Raw genomic sequence first — 13,243 nt, 5'->3', positions numbered from 1 at the left:
GCGGCACAAGGCAATCTGTATGACTGTTTGCCGGTTCATTCATGCCTTGCCGCCATAGGACGTGCTCCGGTTATAGAGCGATATCTATGGCTTTGGCAGTCTGATTGTTGTAAGTCTTTCCGTTCACTTTCAGGTCTTTCACGCGTTTAACCTGCAAGGTCTTGCCTTTGGCGTCCACTTTCACGTTTTCGATGGATACGTTTTCCGACTGGCTGATAACGATGCCTTCCTTGGCTTCGGTGATAGTCACGTCCTTCACGTAGACATTACGGATAGGCATTTCCGGCAGGCCATTGAAGAACATGGCGCGTCCGGCACCTTTGCAAGTGATGTTGCTGATGTGGATATCGCGGAAAGCAGGAGTCTTTTCCGTTACGGGCGGAACGGGCGTCCGCATTCTGCCTGCCAGCTCTTCTTCCGTCTCTTCACCTGCTGCCTTGCCGCCGTAGAAGAGGTCGAACAGCAGAGCTTCGTTCGGGATGTCGATCATGTTGATGTTGTGGATGTAGATACCCTCCACCAGACCGCCGCGTCCGCGTGTACTCTTGAAGCGTAGACCCACGTCGGTGCCCAAGAAAGTACAGTCCGTTACATAAACGTTCTTCACGCCGCCCGACATTTCGCTTCCTACGACAAAGCCGCCATGTCCGTGCAGTACGGTGTTGTTCTTGACAATTACGTTCTGGCAAGGTTCGCCACGTCTACGGCCATCCTCGTCTTTACCGGATTTGATGCAGATGGCATCGTCGCCTGCATCGAAGATGCTGTTGATAATCAGTGCGTTCTTGCAGGATTCCAAATCCAGTGCATCACCGTTTTGCGAATACCAAGGGTTGAATACTTTCACGTTGTTTATCGTGATATGCTCACACGACAGCGGATGCAGGCACCAACTGGGAGAGTTCTTGAATGTGACGCCATCCAGCAGCACCTTCTTGCCCTTCACGATATTCAGCAGCACCGGACGCAACCACGGACGGATTTCATTCCATTCTTCATCCGTATTGATACCCTCAGGGTTGTTGAAATCTTTGGTCGCCATAGCGCCTTTCAGCGATCCGGCTGTGGGATACCAAATGTTGCCGGAGGCATCGACAACGCCGCCGGATTTCACCAGAGCATTCCATTGCGAGGAGGTCAGTTTGCCTTTCTTGACTGGTCGCCAGCTGTCGCCCGAGCCGTCGAACACGCCGTGTCCTGTGATGGCGATGTTTTCAGCATTCCATGACGAAATCGGCGACTGGCAACGGCGGGTATCCAATCCCTCGAAAGAGGTCTTTATGATGGGATAAGCCTCGAAATCGTCTGTAAACAATACCACTGCATTTATTTCGGTGTATAGATTGACGTTACTCAACAGTTCGATAGGACCTGTCAGCCATATACCTGCGGGGATGACAACCTTGCCGCCGCCCTTGGCATTGACAGCCTTGATAGCATCGTTAATGGCTTTGGTATTCAGTGCAATGCCGTCCCCTTTGGCTCCGAAATCAGTGATGCTGACCGTGTAGTCGGGGAATGAGGGTTGTTCTACTTTCGGCATATCGAAAGGCAGGTTCTTGTAGATACTGTTATCTATATAACCTTCGTTTTGTGCTTTCACCGTATTCTGAACGGGGAGCAAGGGGAGGGTTAGTGTAGTAAGCACTAATAATTTTCTGATAAATGTGTTCATCCGTATTATATATTAAATTGATGATTGATGATTTATGATTCTTTGCTTCGGCATAAAAAGGTTTTTTCCGGTCGGTTTCCAGTTTCACCTTCTTCTGATTGTCGCCTTTCCGCATACCGTTCTCTCGAGTGGACTGCGGAAGAGGCAACAACTGATTCAAGCTAACCTAATTCTAACCTTAAATAAATATTATGAAAAAACTTCTTTATTTACCGTATGCAAAAGTATCGGGCTTTAGTGTAATCCATGTGTACAATTTGTTAGTTTAGGTGTATTTTTTGTGGTTTTCTCCTTTTTCTTTCAGTACTTTCGGCATTTCGGGGCAGAATTTGAGTTTTTGGTTGATGAGTTCTTGAGTTTTTAAGTTTGTGAGCTGATGAGTTTTTAAATTAATGAATTTGTAAATTGGCACCCTAATGAGGATAACTCAAAAACTTAAAAACTCAAAAACTAAAGAACTCAAAAGCTATTCCTGTCATTCAAAAATAGGTGGGCTTATTTTGCGGTACGTTCATTTTGCACTATCTTTGCGGCCTCAAAATCAGTAGGCAAGGCGCAAAGGAATCGTCGGATCAGGCTCTGTTTTGCCGGTTTGTTTCCTGCGAACCTTGTCCCGCTATTAATTATTATAGGTATGAGTTATAATTTGTTGAAAGGAAAAAAAGGTATTATTTTCGGTGCTCTGAATGAGCAGTCCATTGCCTGGAAAGTTGCAGAAAAAGCCGTAGAAGAAGGTGCGGTGATCACATTGTCGAACACTCCGGTAGCAGTGCGCATGGGTGAAGTATCCGCGTTGGCGGAGAAGTTGCATTGCGAAGTGATTCCTGCCGATGCTACCAGCGTAGAAGATTTGGAAAATGTATTCAGACGTTCGATGGAAGTATTGGGAGGTCAGATCGATTTCGTGCTTCACTCCATCGGTATGTCTCCGAATGTCCGCAAGAAACGCACGTACGATGATCTGGACTACGACATGCTGGACAAGACGCTCGACATTTCCGCCATCTCTTTCCACAAGATGATACAAGCCGCCAAGAAACTGAATGCGATTGCCGACTACGGTTCCATTCTTGCACTGAGCTATGTAGCTGCACAACGCACGTTCTATGGTTATAATGATATGGCTGATGCCAAAGCATTGTTGGAGTCTATCGCACGCAGTTTCGGTTACATCTATGGACGCGAACACAATGTGCGTGTCAATACCATCTCTCAGTCGCCGACGATGACTACTGCCGGTGCAGGCGTGAAAGGTATGGATAAGTTGTTCGACTTTGCCAACCGCATGTCTCCCTTGGGCAATGCGTCGGCAGACGAATGTGCCGACTACTGTATCGTGATGTTCTCCGACCTGACCCGTAAGGTGACTATGCAGAACCTCTATCATGACGGAGGTTTCTCCAGTGTGGGTATGAGTCTGCGCGCTATGGCCACTTACGAAAAGGGGTTGGATGAATATAAGGATGAGAATGGAAACATCATTTACGGTTAAACCGTAAACGAGGACATTCATTCTCGTTTCAACACTACATTTGAAACATGCCGGCTCCATATTTTTCCTGTGTTTTATAGCATGGAGAAACTATGGAGCAGGTATGAAACAGATACGGATTTTAATTTTTCCCATTTTTTTCGTTTGATCAAACTTTTAGATTCCCATGCTTCCCGCTCTTTATCTTTTGCCAGTTACGTTGGGGGATACCCCTATTGAAACCGTATTGCCTTCATATAATAAAGAGGTCATACTTGGTATTCGTCATTTCATAGTGGAGGATGTACGTTCGGCGCGCCGTTTTCTGAAGAAGGTGGACAGGGAGATCGACATTGACACGCTGACTTTCTATCCGCTCAATAAGCATACGTCGCCCGAAGATATTTCCGGTTACCTGAAACCGCTGCTGTCAGGGCAGTCTATGGGAGTGATATCCGAAGCCGGTTGTCCGGCTGTAGCCGATCCGGGAGCAGATGTTGTTGCCATTGCCCAACGAAAGAACCTGAAAGTCGTTCCGCTGGTGGGCCCCTCTTCTATCATCCTGTCCGTTATGGGATCGGGATTCAACGGGCAGAGTTTCGCTTTCCACGGCTATCTTCCCATCGAACCGGGTGAACGTGCCAAGCGGCTGAAAGCCCTCGAACAGCGGGTGTACGGCGAACATCAGACGCAGCTTTTCATCGAAACGCCTTACCGCAACAATAAGATAGTGGAAGACATCTTGCAAAACTGCCGTCCGCAGACCAAGCTCTGCATTGCCGCCAATATCACGTGCGAGGGTGAGTATATCAAGACCAAAACAGTCAAAGAGTGGCAGGGGAGAGTGCCCGACCTCTCTAAGATTCCTTGTATTTTTCTTTTGTATAAATAACCTCTTTCAGGTGCTCATATTCATTTTCAAAGCAGCTGCTGAAGAAGTTCTTGCCTAAATTCTGCTTTATCTGTTGAAAGGTCCAGAGTTTACCGTCTTTGGTGTGCTTGTTGTGCAGCAGCCTTTCATCCTTTATGTCAATGAGGAAAAGGTAGATCAGGCGGTTTGTCGTCTGGTTTTCGAAGTGATATCGGACATTGAACTTCAAGTCTTTGATCGGGATTTGCGGATAGGTCTGCTTCATCAGGCGGACAATGCCATGCTCCAGCGTCTCTTTGTATAGGAGGTAGCACTCCATCGGTATGTCCGTTCTTCCCCCTTCGAGAGTGTAATGTTGCGGGCGCGGGCGGAGATAGAGCATGCCGTTGTGGGAGATGGCGATGCGGATGACGGGGTTGATGTATTTGTTTTTCCGGTTGACGGCATCCGTAGCCAGACACTTTCCAATGACGTCTCCTTTGGTGTTGACGATGGGGACGAAAGCCGTATCCTTCATCATGGAGTTGAAGTAGAGGATACCGAACTGATTGAACAATATGCTCAGGATGAATACGGCGGGCGGACAGAAGCAGAACAGGATGTTCTGGACGGCATCATCCAGCGGACTGAACAGCAGAATCGCCACGAGAATCGTCAGGAAATGGAGTAAAGCCATTAGGATTACCACCCGTGAAGAGACGATGGAGGCTTCCGCTCCTTGGGTGAAATTCCGCATCCTGCACCTCCTCGGATGCGGGAAGCGGCGTGCAAGAAGCCTTTTCCGGTTCAGGAAAATGATGACCGACGGTATGAGCGTGCTGATTTCCAACGTCAGAGGCAGCATGTCGGGAGCACAGATGTCGCCAAACAGGAGAGTGGTGACAGTGAGCAACAGGAACATGCCGGTAGTGCCGTAGAGCGTGAAGTTGGGAATCGTCTCATTGCGGTCCCAAAACGTATATAGACTATAAATTATCCCTACACTTGTACTGGTGTAGATAGAGATGTCTTGTGCTATAAATTTGCATAGTACGATAGATACAATGACAGGGATGAACCCCAAAGACATATTATACTTAGATGATAGAACTCCTTTTCTTGACATTGCTGGCGATTATTTTGTCGTTATCTTATAGGTAACAAATAAACCTGAGCAATTGTTTTCTCATTCTACCTCTTTTTTATAATATCTGATTTGTTTCTCGGCATGATAGGACGAGCGCACCAATGGAGCGCTCTCTACCTGGTCGAATCCCTTGGCCAGACCAATCTCCTTGTATGCGGCAAACTGTGCGGGAGTAACGTATTCGGCTACCGGATAATGCTTGAACGAGGGTTGCAGATATTGTCCGATGGTCAGGATGTGGCACCCTGCCTGCCGCAGGTCGTCCATCAGCTCTTCCACTTCTTCGGGAGTTTCGCCCAGACCCGCCATGATGCCCGATTTAGCGGTTGTCCCGCTGTCGACTATCTGGCGTATCACCTTCAAGCTCGTATCATACTTGGCAGCACTGCGCACCAGCGGGGTGATGCGTTTCACCGTCTCCATGTTGTGGGATATGATATCCGGACGGGCTTCTATCACTTGGGCTATCAGCTCCTCCTTCCCCTGGAAGTCCGGGATGAGCACTTCGATGGTCGTTTCGGGATTCAGTCGCTTGATTTCACGGATAGTCTGTGCCCAGTGCGCGGCTCCCAAGTCCGGCAGGTCGTCACGGTCTACCGAAGTGATGACTGCGTGCGACAGCTTCATCAGGGATATGGATTCCGCCACATGGTTAGGTTCGGCAGGATCCAGCGGAAGGGGGACACCCGTTGCGGTGTTGCAGAACTTGCAGCAGCGGGTACAGATGTCGCCGCTTATCATGAAGGTGGCAGTCCCTTTGCCCCAACACTCACTCATGTTGGGGCAGCGTCCGCTGCTGCAAATCGTGTGCAGACAGTGAGATTCTACGATGCGTTTCGTCTCGGTATATCGTTCGTTGGCTCCTATACTTATCTTGAGCCATTCGGGTTTACGTACTCTCATGATATTAGATGATAGTTGGTCAGCGTCCGCTGATTACAGGTTTTTCTCAAAAAAGTTGGTTAGTTTCGTATAAAGGTGATAGCGGGTATTGCCACCATAGATGCCGTGGTTGCGGTTGGTGTAGACCTGCATATCGAACTGTTTGTTCAGTTGCACCAAGTGTTCGGCATATTCCGTGCAGTTCTGGAAGTGGACGTTGTCGTCCGCCATGCCATGAACCAACAGCAGGTTGCCATGCAGCTTATCGGCACGTGTGAAGGCGGAGGAGTTCTTATATCCCTCGGCATTCTCTTTCGGGGTACGCATGAAGCGCTCGCCGTAGATGGTGTCGTAGTAATTCCAATCGGTCACGGCGGCTACGGCAACTCCCGCTTTGAAGACGGGCGTACCTTCACTCATGCTCATGATGGTCATGTATCCGCCGAAGCTCCATCCCCAGATGCCGATGCGGTTCTTGTCCACGTAGGGCAGGCCACCCATATAGAGGGCTGTAGCCACCTGGTCTTTCGCTTCCTTCACGCCCAGATTGAGGTAGGTGCACTTCTCGAATTCCGCACCGCGTCCGCCGGTTCCGCGTCCGTCTACACAGACTACGATGAAACCGCGGCTTGCCATATAGGTTTCCCAACTGATGCTCCAGCTGTCGAGCACCTGTTGCGAGCCAGGACCGCTATACTGATAGAGCAATACGGGATACTTCTTCGATGCGGAGAAATCCGTCGGTTTCATCATCCATCCGTTCAGCGATACGCCGTCTTGCGTTTGGAAAGTAAAGAACTCTTTCTGCGGCAGGTTATATTTTGCCAAGGTCTGTTTCAGTTGGGCGTTGTCCACCAACGTAGTCAGCACCTTGCCGGTGTTGTCGTTCAGTGTGATGACGGTAGGGGTGCTCAGGTTGGTATAACGGTTCATGTAGTACTTCATGTCCGTACTGAACTGGGCACTGTTGATGCCTGCCTGTGCCGAGAGGCGGGTTTTCTTTCCTTTGCGGTCCACCTTGTACACGGCCTGGCGGAGTGGGCTTTCTTCGTTGCTGGTGTAGTAGAAACAGTTGTCGTCGGCACTCCAGCCTAAGAAATCCTTCACTTCATACTTTCCGGAGGTGACTTGCTTGATCAGGTTGCCGCCCATGCTGTACCAGTACAGATGGTTGTAGCTGCTCTTTTCACTCAGGTAACTGAAGTTTTCGGGGTAGAAGATTATGTTGTCGAAGACGTTCTCCTTGATGTAAGCATCACTTTCGTCGCGCAGTACCTGCTTGCAGACTGTGGAACGCGGATCGCCGAAATACATGTTCAGTTGGTTCTGATGGCGGTTCAGGGTGATAATGGCAAGCTTGTTGGGGTCTTGCGTGAAACGGATGCGTGGGATGTAGCCGTCGGCATCCAGGGGCACTTGCATCTTTCGGGTCACTTTCGACTTGATGTCAAAGGTGTGTACGGATACTTTGGAGTTGACTTCACCGGTCTTCGGATATTTGTAGACATACTCGCCGGGATATTTCTCTAAAGCAGAGTAGTGAGGTTTGCTTCCGGCAAAGAGCGGGAAACTATAGGAAGGAACCTCCGTCTCGTCAAAACGGATGTATGCCAGCATTTTGCTGTCTGCGCTGAACTCCAGCGCACAATTGAACGAGAACTCCTCCTCATACACCCAGTCGGGAATACCGTTCAGCACGGCGTTGCGTTTGCCGTCTTCCGTAACTTGGCTTTCGCTGTTGCCATACAGGAACTTCACCAGATAGATGTTGTTGTCCCGCACGAAGGCAACCATTGTTCCGTCCGGTGAGAAGACCGGAACTTGTTGCGGTCCGCCGTCGGACAGTTTTTCCACTACATTGTTGATTTCTCCATTGACGTTTCGTCTCAGGCTATATATATAATGTATGGCAGTGTAGGAGCGGCGGTAGATGGGTTCCGTTTGAGTGGCGATCAGCAGTTTGCTGCCGTCCGGCGAAAAGCTGTAGCTGTCGAACGTCTTGAAAGGACATTCGCGGGCTGTGGCCGCATCAAACAGTACTTCCACCTGTTTTCCTGTCTTGAAAGAATATTTGATGATCTGAGTGCCTTTCGCATTCATTTGCGAATAGTGTTCTCCGTCTCCGGGGATGGGAATCACCCCGTAGATGTTTTCCGCACGGAATTTTCCCGATACAATGTCTTTTAAGTCAAGTGCTTGTTTGCCTTGTGCGAAACTTGTCAATGCACAGAGGCAAATGAGAATTGCAATACTTAGCTGTTTCATAATTCTGATTGATTTCTTTGAATGGCAAAGATAGTCATAAAAAATAAAATATGGCTCTTTGTGCCTGATTTGCCCTGATATCCCGAAGAAAAATTCTATTTTTGTACTTAAATAGTTGAGATATGAATGCTACTCCGATATTATACAATGAGTTTCCACTCTTTCTGAAACGCTATTTTCCGTATAAAGTACAGAAAATATCACTCAACGCCGGATTCACTTGTCCCAATCGAGACGGCTCTAAAGGCAATGGCGGCTGCACCTACTGCAACAACCAGACTTTCAATCCCGAATATTGCAGCACCGGAAAAACGGTCACGCAGCAACTGGAAGAGGGAAAACTCTTCTTCGCACACAAATACCCCGAAATGAAATACCTTGCCTACTTCCAGGCATATACCAATACCTATGGCGAACTGGAGGCGTTGAAGCGGAAGTATGAAGAGGCGCTGGCAGTGCCCGATGTCGTAGGGCTGGTCATAGGCACCCGCCCGGACTGCATGCCGGACAGCCTGTTGCACTACCTGGAAGAATTGAACAAACATACGTTCCTGCTTGTTGAATACGGTATAGAGAGTACCGACGACGCCACGTTGTGCCGCATCAACCGCGGACATACTTACCGCGATACGGTGGATGTCGTGGAACGTACGGCAGCCTGCGGCATACTGACTGGCGGGCACATCATACTGGGGCTTCCGGGAGAGTCGCACGAAGCTCTGGTGGCACAGGCATCCGTCCTGTCGCGCCTGCCCCTTTCCACGTTGAAGATGCACCAGTTGCAACTGATACGAGGTACCCGCATGGCGCATGAATACGAACAGCATCCCGAAGACTTCCACCTTTTCAGCGTGGAAGAATATATTGACTTGGTAGTGGATTACATCGAACATCTCCGCCCTGATTTGGTGTTGGAACGTTTTGTTTCACAGTCACCTAAAGAACTGCTGATCGCACCAGACTGGGGCGTGAAAAATTATGAATTCAACCACCGCCTGCAAAAAAGAATGCGTCAGCTTGGTGCTTATCAGGGAAAGAAATATGATATGTGAGAAAAAAAACTTATTTTTGCAGCAATATAAGAGCCTGTTTAAATTTTCTTCAAAAAGTTTTTTATTCAGCTTCTTTAGAGTTTCTTTTCGGTCTGTTTTCCTCTTTTTATTCGTCACATAGCCCGCTATGCTCCTCATAAAAACAGAAAAACATCCTCAAAAAGAACTCTCAAAAGAAGACTGAATAAAATTTAAACAGGCTCTAAATGTGGAATCAATCTAAATAAAGAAGTATTATGGATCAAAAGACACTGATCAAAGGTAAAATACACTACGTAGGAGTGAACGACCGCAACAAACATCTGTTTGAAGGGATGTGGCCGTTGCCTTACGGGGTGTCCTACAACTCTTATCTTATAGATGATGAAACCGTGGCATTGGTTGATACAGTGGATGCTTGTTTTTTCGAAACCTATCTTCGCAAGATCAAAAGCATTATCGGCAACCGCCCCATCCAGTATTTGATAATCAATCACATGGAACCCGACCATTCCGGTTCTATCCGTCTGATCAAACAGCATTATCCGGATATTGTTATCGTGGGTAACAAGCAGACTTTCGGCATGATAGAGGGATATTATGGGGTGACGGGAGAAAGATATATCGTGAAGGACGAAGACTTTCTGGCACTGGGACATCATAAGCTGCGCTTCTACCTGACACCGATGGTGCATTGGCCCGAAACGATGATGACTTTCGACGAGACGGAAGGCGTGCTCTTTTCCGGCGATGCATTTGGTTGCTTCGGTACTTTAGATGGTGGTTTCCTCGATACACGCATCAATACGGACCGTTATTGGGACGAGATGGTGCGTTATTACTCCAATATTGTGGGCAAATACGGTTCTCCGGTGCAGAAAGCTTTGCAGAAATTAGGCGGACTGCCCATCAAGACCATTTGTTCCACTCATGGACCTGTATGGACGGATTGCATTGGCAAGGTAGTAGGCATTTATGATAAACTGAGCCGTTATGCCACCGAAGAGGGCGTTGTGATAGCCTATGGCTCTATGTATGGGAATACGGAACAGATGGCGGAAGCCATTGCTGCCGAACTTTCGGCACAAGGCATCAAGAATATCGTGATGCACAACGTAAGCAAGAGCAATCCTTCTTACATCCTTGCAGACATCTTCAAATACCGTGGACTGATCGTCGGTAGTCCTACCTACAGCAATCAAATCTATCCGGAGGTGGATGCGTTGCTGTCCAAGATATTGTTGCGCGAGGTAAAGGGCCGTTATTTAGGCTATTTCGGTTCGTTCACTTGGGCAGGGGCTGCGGTGAAGCGTATGGCTGAATTTGCCGAGAAGAGCAAGTTTGAAATCGTGGCTGATCCGGTCGAGATGAAGCAGGCGATGAAAGACATCACTTACGAGCAATGCGAACATCTGGCACGTTCTATGGCAGAACGCCTGAAGAAAGACAGGGCAGATAATGCTTAAGAGTTAGGGATCAGGGAGCCGCATGGCTCCTTGTCCGTTAACCACAGTTGTTAAAAAAACATGTTTATTAATCTTATAAAAAGACATTTACAATGAGACTAATTATCCAACCGGATTATCAATCCGTATCTCAGTGGGCTGCACATTATGTGGCTGCAAAAATCAAGGCGGCTAATCCTACGCCCGAAAAACCTTTTGTATTGGGTTGTCCTACCGGTTCGTCACCGCTTGGCATGTACAAGGAACTGATCGACCTGAACAAGAAAGGTATTGTTTCCTTTGAGAACGTAGTTACTTTCAATATGGATGAGTATGTAGGATTGCCCAAAGAGCATCCCGAAAGCTATTACTCCTTCATGTGGAACAATTTCTTCAGCCACATCGACATCAAGCCGGAGAATACCAACATCTTGAATGGCAATGCTGCCGACCTGGATGCTGAGTGTGCGCGTTACGAAGAGAAAATCAAGTCTTACGGTGGCATCGACCTCTTTATGGGCGGCATCGGACCTGACGGCCACATCGCTTTCAATGAGCCGGGTTCTTCATTGTCTTCACGTACACGCCAGAAGACCTTGACGACAGATACCATCATCGCCAACTCCCGCTTCTTCGACAACGACGTGAACAAAGTGCCTAAAACGGCTCTTACGGTGGGTGTAGGCACTGTGCTTGCCGCTAAAGAAGTAATGATCATTGTCAATGGACACAATAAGGCACGTGCGCTTTATCATGCAGTAGAAGGTCCTGTGATGCAGATGTGGACCATTAGTGCCCTGCAGATGCACGAAAAGGGTATCATCATCTGCGACGATGCGGCTACCGAAGAACTGAAAGTAGGTACTTATCGTTACTTCAAGGATATTGAAGCTGACCATCTGGATCCGGAAAGCCTGTTGAAATAAGAAAGCAACCGATATCCGGGTGATAAAGAAAAGCGCATTGGTGGCAAGACCTTCCATTCAGGTCGGTTGTCCAATGTGCTTTTTTATACTATCTCCCTATGCTTTTTTGAATGGCTTTTCACCGTTCACATCTTTCACCTTTTTATCAAGTGCTTAGGTAATAAGTGCTTATGGTGAAGGATCAACCTGTTAAGTTTACGATAGGTTACATATTCATCCGTTGGGTGGGTACTCATAAAGATTACGATAAAATAGATTGTTCAACCATTTAGTTTTGGTTTCATTGCAAATACGTGTGAGTCCACTGTCTCGCTTCTCTCTCTTTTTTCTAAAGAAAAAATCTTTTCTTTATCCTGCCGGTGTGAGATTCTCATGATTTTCATTTATATTTTTACTGCGTAAAAATACGCAATCCACTGCGTAAAATGTAATGTCATGTATAAAAGGTCAGAATATCAAACTATTAAGTGTAGACTCGAAGAACAACGAAGGTTCATTCAAGTTGTTATGGGGCACGTCAGGTCGGTAAATCTACAGTTGTGAAACAAGTGTTGAAGGACTTGGAAATCCCTTATCAATTCTTTTCTGCCGATAATGTTCCGACAATGAACAGTGCATGGATCTCAAATTGTTGGGCGGCTGTCCGCAGCTTAAAAGAGAGTAACCGTCACCGATCGTAAGACGTGGGGACGTATCTTCGAGTCGGGAATCGGTGCTTATTTGGCCAGCCAAGCATTTATCCACCGTTTAGAGATATTCTACTGGCGTGAACGTAATGACGAGGTGGATTTCGTACTTCGTAAAAAAGGTTCTGTTGTTGCCATCGAAGTCAAAAGCAATGCCGAGAAGCGGACGGAAGGATTGGATAAATTCAGACAACAGTTCAATCCTACAGCTTCATTCGTTGTCGGTGACGGCGGTATCGGAGCGGAGGAGTTTTTGGCAATGGATCTAATGAAATTGTTTTAACCTGCATCATCCTTTCACCTTGACCTTGAGGTGACTAAAGCTCACGTTTACGCTGCTAAACCTTAGCTTTAATGAGAAGATATCTGTTTTCTTGGAACTCTATATTATTTTGTCTACTTTTGTCATAATCAATCTTTTTGAGAATTAAGAATATGGCCGGAAACAGCAACCAGATAATCCGCTTCGATTGGGCGATGAAATGCCTGATCCGTAACAAGGCAAATTTCAGTGTGTTTGAAGGCTTGTTGACCACACTGTTGAATGAAAAGATCGTCATCCAAAACCTCCTTGAAAGTGAAAGCAACCAGGAAGATGAGTACGACAAGTATAACCGTGTGGACATGCTTGCCGAAAACTCCAAGGGAGAACTTATCCTGATAGAGGTGTAGAACAACAATGACTTACAAGATGTTTCACCATAAATATCTGTATACTATATTGTTAATGATTAGGTGAAAGATGTGAGGAGTGAAATATAGTATTTATTGGTTCTTCGTCACTTTTGGGGCAACCCAATATGCAAAACGCCTTTATCTATAGACTATACCAGCTTATTTAAGGGAATAAAATTAAAGCTATCAA

10 protein-coding genes and 2 pseudogenes are annotated in these 13,243 nt (G+C 47.2%); 8 read left to right on the top strand and 4 right to left on the bottom strand.

The window, feature by feature from the left end; genetic code table 11:
- Positions 1–70 precede the first annotated feature (70 nt).
- On the bottom strand, positions 71–1,675 hold the full coding sequence (locus QZ323_RS04630; protein ID WP_294633213.1) for a glycoside hydrolase family 28 protein: 1,605 nt from the start codon (positions 1,673–1,675) through the stop codon (positions 71–73).
- Between the two features lie 634 nt (positions 1,676–2,309).
- On the opposite strand from QZ323_RS04630, the gene QZ323_RS04625 reads away from it, so the two are divergent.
- Both QZ323_RS04625 and QZ323_RS04620 read left to right on the top strand, forming a co-directional pair.
- Positions 2,310–3,167, top strand: coding sequence for an SDR family oxidoreductase (locus QZ323_RS04625; RefSeq protein WP_294633211.1), 858 nt, complete (start codon positions 2,310–2,312; stop codon positions 3,165–3,167).
- 166 nt (positions 3,168–3,333) lie between these two features.
- Positions 3,334–4,038 (top strand): SAM-dependent methyltransferase, encoded by a 705-nt coding sequence (locus QZ323_RS04620; protein ID WP_294633210.1) that lies wholly within the window; start codon positions 3,334–3,336, stop codon positions 4,036–4,038.
- On the opposite strand, the gene QZ323_RS04615 is transcribed toward QZ323_RS04620, so the two are convergent.
- Genes QZ323_RS04615 through QZ323_RS04605 form a run of 3 tightly spaced genes read right to left on the bottom strand, consistent with a single transcriptional unit; the run spans position 4,004 to position 8,290 of the window.
- Positions 4,004–5,122: a hypothetical protein gene (locus tag QZ323_RS04615; protein ID WP_294633208.1), complete on the bottom strand. Its 1,119-nt coding sequence runs from the start codon at positions 5,120–5,122 to the stop codon at positions 4,004–4,006. The two genes, QZ323_RS04620 and QZ323_RS04615, sit on opposite strands and share 35 nt — an antisense overlap.
- A 60-nt stretch (positions 5,123–5,182) precedes the next feature.
- Complete coding sequence (gene lipA / locus QZ323_RS04610) at positions 5,183–6,046, bottom strand: lipoyl synthase (RefSeq protein ID WP_294633206.1); 864 nt, start codon at positions 6,044–6,046, stop codon at positions 5,183–5,185.
- 33 nt (positions 6,047–6,079) lie between these two features.
- The gene (locus QZ323_RS04605) at positions 6,080–8,290 is read right to left on the bottom strand and encodes a S9 family peptidase (protein ID WP_294633205.1); all 2,211 of its coding nucleotides are present in this window, start codon (positions 8,288–8,290) and stop codon (positions 6,080–6,082) included.
- Positions 8,291–8,412: 122 nt separating this feature from the next.
- Here QZ323_RS04605 and QZ323_RS04600 point away from each other — a divergent pair, with 122 nt between their 5' ends.
- The 6 genes and pseudogenes from QZ323_RS04600 to QZ323_RS04575 all read left to right on the top strand — a co-directional run.
- A complete protein-coding gene (locus QZ323_RS04600; RefSeq protein WP_294633203.1) occupies positions 8,413–9,342 on the top strand; it encodes a TIGR01212 family radical SAM protein in 930 nt (309 codons plus the stop codon).
- 236 nt (positions 9,343–9,578) lie between these two features.
- On the top strand, positions 9,579–10,787 hold the full coding sequence (locus QZ323_RS04595) for an FprA family A-type flavoprotein (protein ID WP_294633202.1): 1,209 nt from the start codon (positions 9,579–9,581) through the stop codon (positions 10,785–10,787).
- Between the two features lie 92 nt (positions 10,788–10,879).
- Positions 10,880–11,692, top strand: coding sequence for a glucosamine-6-phosphate deaminase (nagB, locus tag QZ323_RS04590; RefSeq protein ID WP_294633201.1), 813 nt, complete (start codon positions 10,880–10,882; stop codon positions 11,690–11,692).
- Between the two features lie 188 nt (positions 11,693–11,880).
- Positions 11,881–11,964 (top strand): annotated as a pseudogene (locus QZ323_RS04585) (type II toxin-antitoxin system HigB family toxin); the annotation flags it as partial.
- A 448-nt stretch (positions 11,965–12,412) separates the two neighbouring features.
- Entirely contained in the window at positions 12,413–12,661 is a 249-nt protein-coding gene (locus QZ323_RS04580) for a DUF4143 domain-containing protein (RefSeq protein ID WP_294633198.1), read from the top strand.
- A 152-nt stretch (positions 12,662–12,813) separates the two neighbouring features.
- Positions 12,814–13,047, top strand: a pseudogene (locus tag QZ323_RS04575) (hypothetical protein); the annotation flags it as partial.
- Positions 13,048–13,243 lie beyond the last annotated feature (196 nt).

Source organism: uncultured Bacteroides sp. (genome assembly GCF_910585845.1).
GTDB lineage: Bacteria > Bacteroidota > Bacteroidia > Bacteroidales > Bacteroidaceae > Bacteroides.
The sequence above is the reverse complement of the archived record's forward strand: the minus strand, read 5'-3'. Positions and strand labels throughout refer to the sequence as shown.